Origin of the sequence: Novosphingobium sp. (genome assembly GCF_040398825.1) — a bacterium.
GTDB lineage: Bacteria > Pseudomonadota > Alphaproteobacteria > Sphingomonadales > Sphingomonadaceae > Novosphingobium.
Map to the genome: position 1 here is coordinate 22,717 of NZ_JBBATI010000017.1, position 16,313 is coordinate 39,029.

Consider the following 16,313-nt stretch of genomic DNA (forward strand, 5'->3'; position numbering starts at 1 on the left):
GAAACATCGCTCAAAAATCCCCTTTGACCTGAAAATTGATCCGGGGATGGTATTTTTTGGTGGTCGATCCATCGGTCATCGGTACACCCGCCACGACCTCGCCGCTGAACCGGCTGAACAGCCGCAACCGCAATCCCCCGCCCACGCCGACCAGGTCATAGCCGCGGGTCTGCCCGGCCAGCGCACTGTCGGTGTGCAGGAACGCCGCGTCGGCAAAGGCAAACGCCCGCGCCTCGGTCAGCCAGCTGCCAAACAGCCCGGCCAGCGATGGTGACCGCAATTCCAGGCTGGGTTCGATACCGGTGTCGCCCACCGCCTCTGATGAAAAATACCCGCGCACGGTCTGCGTGCCGCCGCCGGCGAACTGTTCGTTGCTGACCAGGTGCGAATCCGCAAACTGCCCCGCCAGCTTGAACGCGGCGATCATGTCGTTTTTGAACGCATAGGAAAAACCGGCGGTCAGATTGGTGCGCACAAAGTTTTCATTGGCGAACCCGGCGGCGTTCTGAAACGCATCGGCCAGCACGCATGTGCCGTTCACATCGACGCACACCACCTGGTGAAACGCGCGCAGGCCCACCGTGGTGCCCAGCGCCAGATCATAACTGGTGTGTTCGGTCGCGCCCGACAGCGCATATTGCACCTCGAACGGAATATAGCGGATCGGCGCGGAACTGGCCTGCACGCCGCCGACCGCGATCTTTTGTTTGAAATTCTTGAAATCCACGCCGAAACTGATGGTTTGCGACAACCCCGACGATGGCAGCCGGTACAGCAGCCGCGCGCCGATCTGGTATCCCTTGCCCAGCACCGCCGACCCGCCCAGCGACGAAACATTGCTGTTGGAATGGTACCCCGACAGCGACAGCGTCCACGGCGAATTGAGGAACGGGATGGTATAGGACCCGGCGATCACCTCCACATCCTTGCGCCGTTCGGGTGACACCACATAGGTCAGCGACACCGACTGCCCAGCCTGGAACAGGTTGGTATAGCGCGCGCTGGCAGACATCCGCAGCGGGGTGGTCGACGGGCTGGCATCGTTGTCGAGCTCGATACTGGCATGCGCGGGGTGCTGGTCGGTCATCGCCAGATCGACATCAAGCTCACCCGCCACTTTGCCGGGTTTGAACTGCGGGTTCAGCGACCGGTCGGGGAACCGGTTGGCGGCCGATACTTCGGCCTGCAGCGCTTTCAGGTTGATCGGCTGGCCCTCGACCAGCGATGGCACCTGCTGGCGCGCGACATACAGCGAATGAAACCGGGCACCGGTTACACGCAATTGCCCGACCGGCGCTTCGCTCACCGCAATCTGCACGATCCCGGCGGCAAACAGGTCGTGGTCCTGCACCGGCACTTCGACAATGACCGCGCCATAGCCCTTGGCGGCATAGGCATCCGCCAGCGCCTTGCGCGCGGATTCCACATCTTCCTTGGTGCGGCGCGGGCCGCTGTGGTTGTACACCAGCCGCTCGACCTCGTCCGTGGTCAGCCTGGTTACGCCCGACACGTCAAACGCCTGAATGAAAAAGCTTTCAGGTGCGGGATTGGCCACTGGCGCAGCAGGGGCAGATGCGGCGGAGGCAGATGGGGTGGAGGCTGGCGCGGCGGGCGCAGTCACTGCCTCAACCGGCGCCGCCACAGCACCGCCCGCCTGCAACGCAAAGCCCAAAGCACCGCAGGCCCAGATGGGGCGCGGGCGAATCCCCTTCTTAAACACCGATTGTCCCCGCTAAGCGCAGGTGACCTTGGTAACTTTGTGTTTAAGTTATGTGACATCCGGCAGTCTGCCACACGCAACCGGGCGAGATTTCCGCCGGCGGCGGCAAAAAGCAAGGGGCCCCGGATAAATCCGGGGCCCCCGCAATGTGGTATTCAAACCGTCGCAGGACGATCAGAGACCGGTGTTGGTACCAGCAGCAACCGACGCGCTCGACGCGGTGTTGCCTTCGCTGTTGCAGATCACGGTGTTGTTCACCGGCGGGGTGTAAACGAACACACCGGCCGAAACCTTGACCTTGGTCGGGATCGGCGAGCTGGTGAAGTGCAGCGGCGAAGTTGCATAGGCGCCAGTCAGCGAGTCGTTCACGTCCGAAGTGGCCTTCAGGAACGTGTTGGCAATCGCCGTCTGCCATGCGGCAGGGACGATCCCGATGCTCGATGCACCGATGATGCCCGGGATAGCAGCCGACGAGCTGCTGAACGCGGTCTTGTTGACCTTGCTGTTGGTCGAATCGACGGTCAGCGAGCCAGTCAGCGATGCCACGAGGTTTGCCACCGCTTCGCGGTTACCCGCGGAGCTGAAGCAGGTGTAGGTCAGCATCTGGGTGGTACCCACGAACGGATAACCCTGGCTCGGCATGGCCAGCGTGTAGTTTTCCGTCAGCAGGCCGCCGCCAGCAGAATAGCTTGCGCCGTTCTGATAGAGGTTGTCGGTCCAGGCGTAGGGGTTCGAACGCGTGATCAGACCACCCTGCGCGGAAGTCGCAGTGTTGTTGGCAACCTTGTAAGCACCCGTGCTGTCCGATTCTGGCGGCAGGAACGCCAGCGTGCCGTCGATCTTGTTAAAGGCCGAAAGCACGTTTTTCAGCGTCGGAGCGTAGTAGGTGTACGCGTAGATGCCACCGACAGCAGTGTAGCTGTTGGGCACCGTGGCCAACACGGCCGAACGCAGGGTCGGGTTGACCGAAGCGTCAGCACCGACGGCCACGTCGGTCGAAACGTAACCGATTTTGCCGTTGAACAGCAATTTGGTCGACGCTGTCAGCAGGGGATTGGCAGCCAGCGCCACACTGTCGCCGCTGTTGTTGTAGGTCCCGGTGGTCGGATCGTAATCCGGACCATAGCTGATCGTCGCAGCAACCGCGCCGCCGCCGTTGGCGACAATGAACAGGCCACTGCCGTTATAGAGGGTCGGATTGGCAGGAACCACGGCCGTGCCGCCATTGGTGGTGGCGCCGATGTTCTTCAGGATCGAACCGGTCCAGTAATCGCCCGAGACGACGTTGGTGGTGCCGGCGAAGTCCGAGGCAGTGGTGTCGCTGGGAACCAGGTGTGTGTCAGCACGCAGCGAGTTGAAGTCCAGATTCGGGGTCTGGTTATAAGGCAGCGATTCAGCAGCCTGCAGGAACTTGTTGGGCTTGAAGTTCTTCTTGATTGAAACCGGCAGGAGCGGTGCGGTCACGCCAGTTGCAGTGAAGTAGTTCGAACCCGGAGTGGTGCTCGACCCGTAGATCGCCGACTGGCTGCAAACCGCAGCAAGGTGGCGGGTAAAAATATCGGTCGAACCCGAGTTGTCCATACGGCCAACCAGACGGATCGGCGCACCCTGCGTGTTCCAGCGCGTGGCGGTGTCGTTGATCGGATCGTACAGCGGGATGTTCTTGTTGGCCTGGGTCAGCGCCGGATCATTCCAGTTGGTGATCATGCCGTTGAAGATGCCACAATAGATCGGGCCGGTCAGCTGCAGCGATGCAACCTTGCCACCGTTGGTAACGCCGGTCGGGTATGTCGCGTTGCCTTTGACGTTGAACGTCATGGTCTTGGTGGTCGCGCCATTGATCTGCTTGGCATAAACGCTGTTGTAAACGATCGAGATCGGCACAACGAACAGCGGGAATTGAACGGCTGGGCCACCCTTGATACCGGCATTGGCGACATAGGTCAGGTACTGACCCTTGGACGCGCTGGCACCAGGAGCAAGCGGAGCGTCCGACATCGCGAACTGCACGTGGCTCCAGTAGTTCTGGCCACCGATGGTCACGAACGGGTTGGGAACGTTTTTGGTCGAGCCGGGCTGGGCGGTGGTCACGCCATAGCCGTCATCGAACACGTCGGAGCCGAATGACCAGGCCTTTTTACCAAAGCCCGAACCGGTGCCGATGTACTTGCCCGAAAAACCATAAGGCGCAACGTTGCCCGTGGTGATCGAGTAATCGCTGAACTGCGGCTGCAATTCAGCGGTGTTGACGCCGGGAACGAAATAGGTGTTGGTGGTGGCGTTGGCACCATACAGGATGCCGCCAGCAGGGGCAGCAGTTGCGGTCGACTGGTTGACGAACGTGCCGTTGTTGCACAGCAGCTCAGGCGTGCCTTTATAGCTCTGGGCACGCGCATTCTTGACCGAGAACGAACCCTGGGGAATGGTGCCAGCGGCAGCAGCCACACCGACGCCGCCGTTGGCGAGCGGGTTGGGGGTGCCAAAGCAGTTCATTGCGCGCGCGATGGTGTTCTGCACCGCCGACGAACCCGTGCCGTGAATGGCATTGTCACCGTCAAAAATGGCATAACCAGTGGTCGGCGTGTAAACGGTGCGGCCCCAGATGTCAGTGGTCGACGTCGGAACACCGGTAAAGCCGGAGAGCGCGACAACAGTCTGCGGGTTGCCCGGAGCTTCGATCGCGAAGGGGTTGTCGGCCAGCGACAGCGGCGCTGCAGGCTGCGCCACGTTGGTGATCTTGGTGTCGAGCACGTAGGTCTGCAGGTCGAACGGGGCGGGATAGGACGACTGCACGCTTTGCGCGCTGGCAGCCGACGACACTGCCACGCCAGCGATCATCGTCGCGGCAAGCAGTGAAGTTTTAAAAGTAGACATATGGGAAACCTCCGAGTGGTGAAACGAATGCAGCAGAGCGTGGAAAGTCATGAAACCGTCAAACTTCGCACATACGAAGTTCGAACAAGACAAATTTTCCACAGGGAATCAATAACAAGCGTAATTGCTTGCCTGACTGAACAAACAGGTAAACGAATCTGGCCGACATTCTTGAGTCGAAACACAAGAACCGGCTAAGACATGGGTTTTCATTGCAATTTTTGCTTACTACCCCCCCCATGGCCTGCAAAAGATCCTTGCTGGCAGGGCTGTGGTTAGCGATCGTTGATGACATTAATGTGATTTATTTGTTTCAGTGGCCAAAAACTTTCTGAATGATGAACGGGTGCGCCCGTATCGCTGCGCATGGTCAGACCCCCGCCAAACCCCGCCAACGCGCCGGTTTCGTTTGTAACAATGCTGTCGCAATCCCCGCATAGAGGCCATGGCTTGGCTTGTGCTGCGGGCCAGGTCTGACCCGGACATGGTTAACGCTGCGGCAGCGGCCACAGGCCGCCGCACAGCGCGGATCGTGCGGCACGGGCAGGGTTTTTTCGCACGCATCAGCCACCCTGGGTGGCTGGCCAGATGCGTGGCAGGGATCGCGCCGCACGGCGCTATGCCGCACGCGGCCATTTGGGATGCGGTTCAACGTGATTTTCGATGACGCCCCTGACCAGACCGCGCCAGACCATAAACAGGGCGATTCGGTGGCGTGCACGATCACGATGCCCGCGTCCGTATACCGTTCGATCGGTGCGGTGCTGGCGGCAGACGGCCTGTTGTCGAAAGAGGCGCTGGCCCGCGCGCAGCTGGTGGCACAGGAAAGCGGCGAACGGCTGGAGGCGGTGGTCACCCGGCTGGGGCTGATGACCGAAACCGCGCTGTGCGATCATCTGGGCGCAGCCAGTGGCCTGGCGGTGGCACCGGCGGAGCAGTTGCGCACCCCGCTGCCGCTGGACCGCGCGCTGACATCCGATTTCCTGCGCGATATCCGCGCGGTGCCGATCGCCCGCGATGCGCATGGGTTACGCGTCGCGGTGGTTGATCCGTTCGATCCGTTTGTCGAACAATCGTTCCGGTTCGTGTTCGGCTGCGCGGTCGAACGCATGGTGGCCCGGCCCAGCGACATCGATGCCGCAATCGAACGGCTGGGGCTGGGCGATGACGAACCATCGCTGCTGGATGATGCGGCCAATGCCGATGACATCGACCGGCTGCGCGATCTGATCAGCGATGCGCCGGCGATTCGCGCGGTCAACCGCCTGATTGCGGAGGCGGTCGATGAACGCGCGTCGGACATTCATCTGGAACCGGGCGAAGACTGCCTGGTGGTGCGGTTCCGCATCGACGGCATGTTGCGCGAAGTGACGCGCCTGCCGCAGGCGATGAAGAGCGCGGTGGTGTCGCGCGTCAAAGTGGTGTCAGGCCTCGACATATCCGAACGGCGCCTGCCGCAGGATGGCCGGTTGCGCATTGCCGTGCGCGGGCACGAGATTGACCTGCGCGTGGCGACCGCGCCATCGATCCACGGCGAAAGCGTGGTCATGCGCATTCTCGACCGGTCAAACCTGACGCTCGATTTTGCCACGCTGGGGTTTGACGATGCGCTGGCGGCGCAGTTCGCCGCGGTCGTGCGCCGCCCGCACGGCATCGTGCTGGTGACCGGGCCGACCGGCAGCGGCAAGACCACCACGCTTTATGCTGCGCTGGCCGGCATCAACAGCGTGGAACGCAAGCTGCTGACGGTGGAAGACCCGATCGAATACCGCCTGAACGGGGTGGTGCAGACGCAAGTGCAGCCGGGCATCGGCTTTACCTTTGCCACCGCGCTGCGATCGTTTCTGCGGCAGGACCCCGATGTGATCATGGTCGGTGAAATCCGCGATACCGAAACCGCGCAGATCGCGGTGCAGGCGGCGCTGACCGGGCACATGATCCTGTCAACGCTGCACACCAATACCGCCGCCGGCGCGATCAGCCGCCTGATCGACATGGAGGTTGAACCGTTCCTGCTGGGATCGGTGCTGGCGGGCGTATTGGCGCAGCGACTGGTGCGGCGGCTGTGCCATGAGTGCCGCGAAGTCTATCACCCCGATGCCGCGCTGCGCAGCGGGCTGGGCCTGCCCGATCAGGCATTCTGGCGCGCCACTGGTTGCCCCGCTTGCCACCACACCGGTTATGCCGGCCGGCTGGCGGTGTTTGAATTCCTGGCCATCGATGCCACGCTGGCGCGGCTGATCAGCCAGCGCGCCGATACCCATGCGATCGAAAGTGCCGCTGCCGCCGATGGCTATCACAGCCTGATGCGCGATGGTTTTGCCAAGGCCGCCGCCGGGCTGACCACGATCGAGGAAGTGCTGCGCGTGGCGAGCGGCGGCGAATGAACGCAGGTCTCGCCCCTGCCCTGCGCGCCTCTGTCGCTGGCGCCTGGCGCTATCGCGCGGTGCGGCCCGATGGTAGCCAGGTTGCGGGCGAGATCGAGGCATTGGACCAGGGCGATGCCATTGCGCGCATCCGCCGCACCGGCGCGGTGCCGCTGGATTTGCGCGCCATCGATGGCGGCGCGGCCAGCCCGGCGCAAAAATCCCGCCGCCAGCCGCGCGCAATCAGCCGCGCACTGATCGGCGAACTGGCGGTGCTGCTGGGCGCCGGCCTGCCGCTGGACCGTGCGCTGGCACTGGCGATCGACAATATCGAAAACCCGGCCGCCGCGCAGGCAATGGGCGCGTTGCTGATCGCGGTGCGTGAAGGCGCGCCGCTGTCGCGCGCCATGCTCGACAACCCGTCACTGTTCACGCCGGCAGAGGCGGCGATGGCCGAGGCGGGGGAAGCCGGCGGCAAACTGGCCGAGGCGCTGGAACGGCTGTCGGAAATGCTGGAGCAGGAGGCGGAATTGCAGCGCATCCTGATCACATCGATGATCTATCCGGTCGCGCTGCTGATCATCGCGACCGGCGTGATCGGGCTGATGCTGATCTATGTCGTGCCGCAGTTCGAACACCTGCTCGACAATTCCCGGGCGCAATTGCCCGCCGCAACGATGGCGGTGATCGGCGCCAGCCGGCTGCTGCGCGAAGACGGCATTTATGCGCTGGTGGTACTGGTGGCGCTGGGCTTCGGCCTGCGCCAGGCCGCGGCGCGGCCGGGCGTGCGCGCGGCGATCGATGTGCAGGTGCTGCGCCTGCCGTTGCTGGGCGAATTGCTGCGGCGGATCGATACCGCGCGGTTTGCGCATACGCTGGGCGCGCTGGTCGATGGCGGGGTGCCGCTGCCCACAGCGCTGGTGCTGGCGCAGCGGGTGATCGCCAATTCGGTGATCGCCGCCGCGATCGGCAAAGTGGCCGAGGGCCTGCGCGAAGGCGGCGGGCTGGCCGGGCCGCTGGCCGCCACCAAAGTGCTGCCCCGGCTGGCGCTGGCGTTTGTGCGCACGGGCGAGGAAACGTCGGAACTGGCGCTGATGCTGCGGCGGCTGGCGGTGGTGCTCGACCGCGATGTGCGCACCCGGCTGGAACGACTGGTGGCCATTCTCACCCCGACGATCACCGTGGTGCTGGGGGCGGTTGTCGCCACCATCATCGCATCGATCATGTCGGCCATTCTCGGCTTTAACGACCTGGCGGTATCCCCATGACGATTATCAGCGCTGCACCATCTTCCCGGTCAGACAACGAACGCGGCTTTACGCTGCTGGAACTGCTGGTGGTGCTGGCCATTCTAGGGCTGCTGGCGGCGATCATCGGCCCGCAGGTCATCCGCTATCTGGGCAGTTCGCGCACGCAGACCGCGCATGTCCAGGCCAAGAATATCGAAGCGGCAATGGAGCTCTACAAGCTGGATGCCGGGCGTTACCCCTCCCCCGAAGAAGGGCTGCAGGCGCTGGTCAAGGCGCCGGCCAGCGATCCGGCGTGGAACGGGCCCTATATTGCCGATGCCGCCGCGCTGACCGATCCCTGGGGCAAACCCTATCTGCTGAAAATTCCGGGCGACCATGGTGAGGTTGATATCTATTCGCTCGGCTCTGACGGCCAGCCTGGCGGCACTGGTGAGGCCAAAGATGTCGGCAGCTGGTAAGACAACCGACCGGATTGGCCGATTCCGCCTGTGCGGGCCTGCGCCTGGCGAGCGCGGTTTTACGCTGCTGGAAATGATGGTGACGGTGGCAATCATGGCGCTGGCCACCGGCATCGGCTGGCCGTTGCTGGAACGGCTGATGGCGCGCGCGCCGATGGATGCGGCGCGTGGCACGGTGGCACTGGCAGTGGCGCAGGCACGCAGCGCGGCAGTGGCCGGCGATCGCCCGGTCAGCATCGCACTGGCCGGCATCGATGCGCACACGCTGGTATTTTCGGCCGGGCCGGCGCCGCTGGCACTGCCCGCTGGCGCGGTGGTCGAATGGCCCGAAGGCGGCGTCACCATCCATGGCGATGGATCGACGCGCGCGGCGACCGGCGTGATCCATGCCGGGGCCGCCACCAGCCGCTTCACCATCGATCCCGCCACCGCGCGGATCGGTTTTGCACCATGACGCTGGGCAGGCCTGCGCACGAAGCGGGCTTTTCGCTGATCGAGGCACTGGTCGCATTGGCGATCATTGCCGCCATGACGCTGACGCTGTTTGCCACGATGACCGCCGATGCCCGCGCGCGCCGCATGGTGCGCGAACGCCGCGCGGCGCTGATGGTGGCGCAATCGCAGCTGGATCGCGCGGTCGGCGGCGATACCGAAACAGCGGGCACCGCGCTGGGCCTTGCCTGGCAGATCGAACGCGACAATTACGGCAATGCCGAGGCATTTGCCCATGGCCGGCTGGAACAGCTGACAATCACGGTTGGAAATGCCGATCATCAGCAACTGGCGCGGCTGGCCACCATGCGGATCGCGCCATGACCGCGCGCGGGCCCGCCAGTGCCGGTTTCAGCCTGATCGAAATGCTGGTCAGCCTGGTCGTGCTGGGCGTGACCGCGCTGCTGTTTGCCGGCGGCATCGGCCGGGTCGGGCAGGGGCTCAGCCTGGCCAACCAGACCGATGCGCGGGTTGATCTGGTGGCCACGGCGCAATTTGTGCTGCGCCAGCGGCTGGCAGGGATTCAGCCGGTGCCCGAAACCCAGACCGGGAACAACAGCATCGATTTCGTCGGGCTGGACGGCCGGGTCGATTTCATTGCCGATCCCGCCGACCACGATGCGCCCGACGCCCTGTATTATTACCGCATCGCGCGCGATCCCGATGGGGATCTGGTGCTGTTCAGCGTCAACACGCTGGACCAGCGCATCGATGTGCACAACCCCGCCACGGTGGGATGGACCGCGCACCCGCTGGTGCCGGGCACGGCGGGAATTGAAATCCGCTATCTTGGCCGCCTGTCGGCTGGCAGCACGCCGGGGCTGATGTGGCAGGACAACTGGACCCATCGTGACACCTTGCCGCAACTGGTGCGGGTACGAGTCAGCTTTCCGGTCGGCGATACACGCGTGTGGCCCGATCTGATCGTCCACCCGCGCGCGACCACCGCCGACACCTGCCCGCAGGACTCGCTGTCCGACGATTGCACCAGGGCAGGCAACACATGAGCGGGCGCGGCATTCTTGACGCTGACATGCAGACCGTGCGCGGGTGGATCACCAACGGCTGGCGCTGGTGGATCGATGAACTGGCCGGGCTGGTACCAGCGCGTTTGCGCCAGACCACCGCGCGGCGGCTGACGCTGATGGCCTATGATCCGGCGCAGGGCGTGCTGGAACCGGTGCCGGCGGCGGATGGCCGCGCTGTGCGATCGGGCGCGCCGGTGGCGGTGGTCCTGCCAGTCGGTCTGACGCTGATCCGCACAATCACCACACCGCAATTGCCCCCGCGTGACGTCGCCAGTCTGATCGCGCTTGACGCCGACCGCATCATGCCGATCGCGCGCGGCGATGTGCTGCTGGGATCGCGGATCAATCCCGCCACCAGCGACACCCCGGCGGGCCGCCTGTCGGTAGAGGTGGCCGGGCTGCCGCGCGCCAGCGCACAGGCGCTGGCGCAAGTGCTGGCCAATGCGCCGCGCGCGCCTGCCTGCGTGCTGGTCAGCGCGCCCGAACCGGGTCAGCCGCCACCGATCGACCTGTTGCCGGCGCTGCGCCGGGCCGGGCTGGCCGGGGCGGTCGAACAATCGCCCGCGCCGTTCTGGCTGGCCGCCGGGTTTCTGTTTGCGCTCAACATCGGCCTGCTGGTGTGGCGCGATACCGCGCTGACCGACAATCTGGCGGCGGTGGTTGATCAGCAGCAGCCCGCGGTCAACGTCGCGCATGGCATTTTGACCCGCATGGGCCGCGACGATGCCATTGCCACCGCGACAATCGCCGCGCGCCAACACCACGAACCGCTGGCCCTGCTGGCGCGGATCACTGCCGCGCTGCCCGCCGGTACCTGGCTGCAACGGTTCACCTGGGAAGGCACCAGTGTGCGCCTGGCGGGGTTCCATCCCGCCAAAACCGATGTGCCGGGCGCGCTGCGCAAGGCCGGGCTGGCGGTCGCACGTTATGGCGACACATCGAATGCGGCGCCGACGCCATTGGGCGAACCGTTTGAAATTACGCTGAAACTGGGGAAACCATAATCATGCGTGCGCTATCGCCGCGCGAATCCCGGCTGGTTGCGGTGCTGTTGCTGCTGGCCGCGCTGGCGCTGGTGTATGTGGCGGTGATCCAACCGCTGTTCGGCGGATTTGCCGACCGCGCCGATGCGCGTGAAGCGTTGCTGACCCGCTATGCCGCCAACAATCGCACCATCGCCGCCATCCCCCGGCTGGGCCGGCAGGCCGCCGCGCGGAGCCGCCAGACCGCGCGCTATGCCCTGATCGCCGCCGATCGTGCAACGGCGGCAGACCAGCTGCGCGACCGCATGCAGGCCGCTGCCAACGCGGTCGGCGGCGAATTCCACGGGGCAGAGGATGTGACCGCCGCGCCCGCCATGATGGCGATGCGCGTGGCCATGCGCGTTCCCGCCGGAAAGCTGCCGGCGTTGATCGCCGCTGTCGAAAATGCGCCGCCGCTGCTGACCATCACCGGCCTGGCCGTCAGCGCGGATGACGCGCTGGTATCTGGCGCCACCTCAAACCTGGATGTGAAATTTGATATCGCGATTGCCTTTCGCCCTGCCGCCACGCGGTAGTCCGGCACGACTGCCGTTTCTGCTGCTGCCCGTACTGGCGGCGGCGGCGGTCGTGCAGCTGGCTATCCCGTCGCATATCGACCTGCCCGTGGGCGGCACGCCCGCGCGCATCGGCGAAACCGCGCCGGCCACCATGCCGCCAGTGGTGGTGACCCCGCCGGTCATCGCCAGCCGCGATCCGTTTTCACCGGTGGCGAACCAGCCCGGCGCTGGTGCCACAGCACCCGCGCCACCGCCGCCCGACCCGCTGGGCGGCGCGATCATCGCCGGTGTGGTTCAGCGTGGACAGCTGCGGCTGGCGGTGGTGCAACGCGCGAATGGCGCCGTGCGCTACCTGGCGATCGGCGGCCAGCTGGCCGGATGGCGGCTGGATGCGCTGACGCCATTTGGCCCGCGCCTGTCGCGTGGCAGACATCGCATTTTGACGCCCGCCTATGGCGCGCACCCCTCGCCGCCGCCGATTTCCGGCGCGCCCGGCAAACCAGCAGATGACCAATGACCCCATCCAATCGGCCCCTTTCAACCGCGATCACCACGATCACGCTGCTGGCGCTGTCCGGCCCGACAGCGATGGCCGCTCAGCCACCGATCGAAATCCCGGCCACGCCATCGATTGCGCAGGAAAAAGACCCGACCAGCGTGCTCGACATGCCGGTGCGCACCACCGTCGTGCGCGGCACTGCGCCGATGCCGGTGGTGGCGCGACCCGCGCCAAAACCGCCCGAACATGGTGACATCACGCTGAATTTTCCCGCCGCCGATGTGCGCGCGGTGGCCGCCACCGTGCTGGGCGACCTGCTGCACAAAAACTATGTGGTGGCGCAGGGCGTCGCGGGCACGGTCACGCTGGTAACCCCCTATCCGGTGTCAAAGGCGGCGCTGTTCGATCTGTTCGAAGCCGCGCTGCAGCAGGGCAATCTCGCGCTGGTGCCGGTCGCATCCGGCTATGAAATCCAGACCGCGGCCGGCGCGCGCAATCTGATCGCGCCAGAGGTTGCGGGTGCAGGCAGCGAGGTGATCACGCTGCATTTCATCAACGCCGATGAAGTGCGCAAACTGCTCGACACCGTGCTGCCCGGCGTGATCACCCAGACCAATGCCGCCACCGGCATGGTCACCATTGCAGGCAGCACGGGCCAGCGCGCCAGTGCGCGCGACCTGTTGCGGCAGTTCGATGTCGACTGGCTGCGCAACACCAGTTTTGCGTTATACATTACGCAACGTACCGATGCCCGGCTGATCGTGCCATCGCTGGACAAGCTGATCAACGCGCCGGATTCGCCGACCCATGGCCTGGTGCGGCTGATCGCGATGGACCAGCTCAACGGTATCCTGGCGATCAGCACGCAGCCGCAATATCTTGACGATGTACGGCGGTGGATCGAAATCCTTGACCGTGAAGGCGAAAACAACGAACAGCGCATCTTTGTTTATCGCGTGCAGAACAGCCGCGCAAAGGACCTGACCAAGACCATCAATGCTGCCTATGGCGGCATTTCCGCCGCGTCTGGCGGGGCCGGCAGCAGCGGCGCCACGGGTGGCGCCGGCGATTACGGGGGTCAGCCGCCTTCACCCCCCGGTGGCTTTGCCCAGGCACCGGCCGCGCCGGTAACCAGCGGCACCGGCGTGGCGCAGCGCGGCGGCGGAACATCCGGTGGCAGCGCGGCGCAGGCCAAGATCACTGCCGATGAAACCAACAACGCGGTCATCGTGTTCGGCACCGCGCGGCAATATGCGGTGATCGAGGATGCCTTGCGCAAGCTGGACATCGTGTCGAAGCAGATCCTGATCGAAGCCGCGATTACCGAAGTCACGCTGACCGACGATCTGGCCTATGGCGTGCAGTGGAACTATTCCAACGCCAGCGGCAGCACCCAGGTCGGCTATGCCACCAGCCCGTCCGGCGTACCGTTGACCCAGAACTTTCCCGGGTTTTCGGTTTTCACCATGGGTAACAGCATTGCCGCAACGCTGAACGCACTGCAAAAACACACCAATGTCAAAGTGGTATCGGCACCAAAACTGCTGGTGCTGAACAACCAGACCGCATCGCTGCAGGTGGGTGACCAGGTGCCGACGCAGACCGGCAGCAGCACCGGCGCCGGCGGATCGTCAACCTCGATCGCCTATGCCGACACCGGCATCATTCTGAAAATCACCCCGCGCGTGAATGCCAGCGGGGTGGTTCAGCTCGACGTCGCGCAAGAGGTCAGCAATGTCAGTTCCCGCAGCGGCGGTTCGGCAGTCGAAGCAGCGACCCCGACAATTTCGACGCGAAAGATTGCGACCACGGTTGAAGTGAAGGATGGGCAGGTGATCGCGCTGGGCGGGTTGTTCAGCGACACCAGGACCGTGACCAAGAACGGCATCCCGCTGCTGTCGCAAATCCCCGTCCTTGGCGGCCTGTTCGGGTCGCGCGGGACCAAGGACACCCGGACCGAACTGATCGTGCTGCTGAAACCGCATGTCATCGCCACCGAGGATGACGCGCGCGGGATTACCGACGAACTGGCGCGCAAATTGCACCAGCTTGGCCCCTTGCGCAGCCCGGGCGGCATCCCCTGATACCCGCCCGCCCCGCCGCCGCCGAGCGCGGCTATGCGTTGATCGCGGCGGTGGCGGCGATTGCGGTGTTTGGCGCACTGGCGCTGGCGATCGGCACCGCCACGCGGATCAGCATCGCATCCGGCACGGGCGAACTGGCCCGCGCCCGCGCCGACCTGGCTGCCGATGCCGGGCTGGCGATAGCCGAGCACGGGCTGGTGGCCGGCGAAGACGCGATGCTGGGGCTGGTCCGCGGCCACGAACACCAGTTCGATTTCGATGGCAGCCGGGTGACCATTCGCATCAGCGATGAACGCGGCAAGATCCCGCTAAGCCATATCGAAGGCGACATGATCACACGCATGTTTGCCCAGGCCGGCCTGTCGGGCGAACAGCTGGCGATCGCCAGCGATTCGTTGCAGGACTGGATGGACGATGACGATCAGCCACGCGCCAGCGGCGCCGAAGCGTTCTATTACGCGCAACAGAAAATTGCCCCGCGCAACGGCGGCCTGCTGTCGGTGGATGAACTGGCGCGGGTGCGTGGCGTGGGGCCGGTGATTGCCGCGAAGTTGCGCGACAGCGTCACCATCGACCGCGATGTGCTGTCGATCGACCCGGCCTATGCGCAAGGGCCGGCATTGGCGGTGCTGTCCGACGGCGGGGACCTGTCCCCCTCTGCGCTGGCGCGCCAGCGCGAAACTCAGGGCCAGCAAGCGGTGATCACCATCACCAAGGCCAGCGATTTTCTCAATCGGCCGATGACCATCGCGGTCGACGCCGAAGCGCCGGGGGGTGGCCACGCTCACCACGAAGCGGTGATCGTCATAACGGGCAAAGCCGGGCGCCCTTACGTGATCCACGCGGTCCGATAACCGATTGGCGGGGCATAAATGCAGGTTCACCGCGCTGGTTTCATTCGATTGACACAATCCCCGGCATAAGAGCGCAAGCGTCGCGCGACACCGCGATCTTGTGCGCATTCAGGATGTGATGATGGTCAAGTGGCTACGCCGCGGGGAATGGATACGAAGCCTGGGTCTGGCCTGTGCCACCCTTGCGATCATGCTGCCCGCTGCGGCAGACGCGGGTGCGACCCCCGCACCGGTGCCGGCAACGCTGCCAGACCGGCTGCTGACGTGCCTGGTCGGGCATGTCACCAATTTCGACCCGCACCTGGCCCAGAGACCCGACCAGTTGCGGTTTGACAGCCACCATGTGTTTACGCTGTTCCTGCCATCGATTCCGGTGCTGGTCGGAAGGCCGCCCGATGCCGCCGAGAAGGCGCCACCGGTTGATCCGCGCACGCGCATCATCAGCGATCCTGACCACATTTCGGGCCAGCCCGACGGACATTTCGGCCGGATCGTTGACCTGTGGCCCGAACGCACCGAATTGAGCGCGACGATCGAAGGACCGCTGCTGAACCTGATCGTGATCAACCCGATCGATACCGCGACCGGCACCGCCAACCTGTTCATGCTGCGCGCGACCGAGCTGACGCATTATCAGCAGGATCATATCTATCAGGGAACGTGCCACATCCTGCAGGGCGAAGCCGCACGACAGGCGCTGACACCGGTTGCCTGATCGGCGTTTGGCATCAGGCGGGGCGCACCGTCACAGGTGGGGATGCACCGTCGCGCCAATCACGCTGACCATCAGGCACAGCACGATCACGACCAGTTCACCGCCCTGACCGCTGCCGATTGTCCCCAGGCCGGACCGGACGATTCCACGCACCCTGCCCGTCACCGCGCTGGTCACCCGGCGCAGCGCGGATCGTGGCATTGCGCCACGGTGCACAATGCCGGGATTGGCCACCGGCGCCGGTTGGATCGCAACCGGCCGATCGCGCAGCGCCTGGCGCGCGCGATCCAGCACTTCGCGCGCCAGAATCGCGGATTCGGCGGTGGTCAGGCGGCGTTGCGGGGTAAAATCGCGGTGGGCAAACGACATCGGAACACCTTGCTATGGACGCAGCGGACCGGGCGGTGTGCCGGGTCAGGCGGTCAGGCAAAGC

At 64.9% G+C, this 16,313-nt stretch carries 15 protein-coding genes; 12 read left to right on the forward strand and 3 right to left on the reverse strand.

The genetic code is table 11. The annotated features are described in order from the left end of the window. Positions 1–10: 10 nt before the first annotated feature. Both ABWP89_RS10090 and ABWP89_RS10095 read right to left on the reverse strand, forming a co-directional pair. A complete protein-coding gene (locus ABWP89_RS10090; RefSeq protein WP_353229017.1) occupies positions 11–1,642 on the reverse strand; it encodes a ShlB/FhaC/HecB family hemolysin secretion/activation protein in 1,632 nt (543 codons plus the stop codon). Positions 1,643–1,894: 252 nt separating this feature from the next. Continuing rightward, the gene (locus tag ABWP89_RS10095; protein WP_353229018.1) at positions 1,895–4,645 is read right to left on the reverse strand and encodes a substrate-binding domain-containing protein; all 2,751 of its coding nucleotides are present in this window, start codon (positions 4,643–4,645) and stop codon (positions 1,895–1,897) included. A 677-nt stretch (positions 4,646–5,322) separates the two neighbouring features. Between ABWP89_RS10095 and ABWP89_RS10100 the strand changes: the two genes are divergently transcribed. The 12 genes from ABWP89_RS10100 to ABWP89_RS10155 all read left to right on the forward strand — a co-directional run bounded on the left by ABWP89_RS10100 (position 5,323) and on the right by ABWP89_RS10155 (position 15,880). Continuing rightward, positions 5,323–6,981, forward strand: coding sequence for a GspE/PulE family protein (locus ABWP89_RS10100; protein WP_353229019.1), 1,659 nt, complete (start codon positions 5,323–5,325; stop codon positions 6,979–6,981). Next, positions 6,978–8,228 carry a type II secretion system F family protein gene (locus ABWP89_RS10105; protein WP_353229021.1) on the forward strand — a complete coding sequence of 417 codons (1,251 nt, stop codon included), beginning with the start codon at positions 6,978–6,980 and terminating at the stop codon, positions 8,226–8,228. Before ABWP89_RS10100 ends, ABWP89_RS10105 begins: the two co-directional genes overlap by 4 nt. Further along, the gene (gene gspG, locus ABWP89_RS10110) at positions 8,225–8,668 is read left to right on the forward strand and encodes a type II secretion system major pseudopilin GspG (RefSeq protein WP_353229022.1); all 444 of its coding nucleotides are present in this window, start codon (positions 8,225–8,227) and stop codon (positions 8,666–8,668) included. The genes ABWP89_RS10105 and gspG overlap by 4 nt, the downstream gene beginning before the upstream one ends. Beyond that, positions 8,652–9,122, forward strand: a complete 471-nt coding sequence (locus ABWP89_RS10115) for a pilus assembly FimT family protein (protein WP_353229023.1) — start codon at positions 8,652–8,654, stop codon at positions 9,120–9,122. The genes gspG and ABWP89_RS10115 overlap by 17 nt, the downstream gene beginning before the upstream one ends. Continuing rightward, positions 9,119–9,484 carry a prepilin-type N-terminal cleavage/methylation domain-containing protein gene (locus ABWP89_RS10120; RefSeq protein WP_353229025.1) on the forward strand — a complete coding sequence of 122 codons (366 nt, stop codon included), beginning with the start codon at positions 9,119–9,121 and terminating at the stop codon, positions 9,482–9,484. The genes ABWP89_RS10115 and ABWP89_RS10120 overlap by 4 nt, the downstream gene beginning before the upstream one ends. Then, entirely contained in the window at positions 9,481–10,167 is a 687-nt protein-coding gene (locus ABWP89_RS10125) for a prepilin-type N-terminal cleavage/methylation domain-containing protein (protein WP_353229026.1), read from the forward strand. Before ABWP89_RS10120 ends, ABWP89_RS10125 begins: the two co-directional genes overlap by 4 nt. Continuing rightward, complete coding sequence (locus tag ABWP89_RS10130) at positions 10,164–11,192, forward strand: hypothetical protein (protein WP_353229027.1); 1,029 nt, start codon at positions 10,164–10,166, stop codon at positions 11,190–11,192. Before ABWP89_RS10125 ends, ABWP89_RS10130 begins: the two co-directional genes overlap by 4 nt. A 2-nt stretch (positions 11,193–11,194) precedes the next feature. Beyond that, positions 11,195–11,746: a type II secretion system protein GspM gene (gene gspM, locus ABWP89_RS10135; protein WP_353229028.1), complete on the forward strand. Its 552-nt coding sequence runs from the start codon at positions 11,195–11,197 to the stop codon at positions 11,744–11,746. Next, positions 11,718–12,245 carry a hypothetical protein gene (locus ABWP89_RS10140; protein ID WP_353229030.1) on the forward strand — a complete coding sequence of 176 codons (528 nt, stop codon included), beginning with the start codon at positions 11,718–11,720 and terminating at the stop codon, positions 12,243–12,245. The genes gspM and ABWP89_RS10140 overlap by 29 nt, the downstream gene beginning before the upstream one ends. Beyond that, on the forward strand, positions 12,242–14,311 hold the full coding sequence (gene gspD / locus ABWP89_RS10145; RefSeq protein WP_353229031.1) for a type II secretion system secretin GspD: 2,070 nt from the start codon (positions 12,242–12,244) through the stop codon (positions 14,309–14,311). Before ABWP89_RS10140 ends, gspD begins: the two co-directional genes overlap by 4 nt. Positions 14,312–14,349: 38 nt before the next feature. Continuing rightward, positions 14,350–15,165, forward strand: a complete 816-nt coding sequence (locus ABWP89_RS10150) for a type II secretion system minor pseudopilin (protein ID WP_353229033.1) — start codon at positions 14,350–14,352, stop codon at positions 15,163–15,165. A 121-nt stretch (positions 15,166–15,286) separates the two neighbouring features. After that, complete coding sequence (locus ABWP89_RS10155; RefSeq protein WP_353229034.1) at positions 15,287–15,880, forward strand: hypothetical protein; 594 nt, start codon at positions 15,287–15,289, stop codon at positions 15,878–15,880. Between the two features lie 30 nt (positions 15,881–15,910). Here the strand turns inward: ABWP89_RS10155 and ABWP89_RS10160 are convergent, their stop codons facing one another. After that, the gene (locus ABWP89_RS10160) at positions 15,911–16,249 is read right to left on the reverse strand and encodes a hypothetical protein (protein ID WP_353229035.1); all 339 of its coding nucleotides are present in this window, start codon (positions 16,247–16,249) and stop codon (positions 15,911–15,913) included. Positions 16,250–16,313 lie beyond the last annotated feature (64 nt).

Excerpts from the sequence above, each read along its gene's own strand:
- gspM (WP_353229028.1), top strand. The coding sequence starts at position 11,195 with ATGCGTGCGCTATCGCCGCGCGAATCCCGGCTGGTTGCGGTGCTGTTG.
- gspD (WP_353229031.1), top strand. The coding sequence starts at position 12,242 with ATGACCCCATCCAATCGGCCCCTTTCAACCGCGATCACCACGATCACG.
- gspG (WP_353229022.1), top strand. The coding sequence starts at position 8,225 with ATGACGATTATCAGCGCTGCACCATCTTCCCGGTCAGACAACGAACGC.
- ABWP89_RS10155 (WP_353229034.1), top strand. The coding sequence starts at position 15,287 with ATGGTCAAGTGGCTACGCCGCGGGGAATGGATACGAAGCCTGGGTCTG.
- ABWP89_RS10100 (WP_353229019.1), top strand. The coding sequence starts at position 5,323 with ATGCCCGCGTCCGTATACCGTTCGATCGGTGCGGTGCTGGCGGCAGAC.
- ABWP89_RS10160 (WP_353229035.1), bottom strand. The coding sequence starts at position 16,249 with ATGTCGTTTGCCCACCGCGATTTTACCCCGCAACGCCGCCTGACCACC.
- ABWP89_RS10125 (WP_353229026.1), top strand. The coding sequence starts at position 9,481 with ATGACCGCGCGCGGGCCCGCCAGTGCCGGTTTCAGCCTGATCGAAATG.
- ABWP89_RS10130 (WP_353229027.1), top strand. The coding sequence starts at position 10,164 with ATGAGCGGGCGCGGCATTCTTGACGCTGACATGCAGACCGTGCGCGGG.
- ABWP89_RS10105 (WP_353229021.1), top strand. The coding sequence starts at position 6,978 with ATGAACGCAGGTCTCGCCCCTGCCCTGCGCGCCTCTGTCGCTGGCGCC.
- ABWP89_RS10120 (WP_353229025.1), top strand. The coding sequence starts at position 9,119 with ATGACGCTGGGCAGGCCTGCGCACGAAGCGGGCTTTTCGCTGATCGAG.
- ABWP89_RS10095 (WP_353229018.1), bottom strand. The coding sequence starts at position 4,645 with ATGACTTTCCACGCTCTGCTGCATTCGTTTCACCACTCGGAGGTTTCC.
- ABWP89_RS10115 (WP_353229023.1), top strand. The coding sequence starts at position 8,652 with ATGTCGGCAGCTGGTAAGACAACCGACCGGATTGGCCGATTCCGCCTG.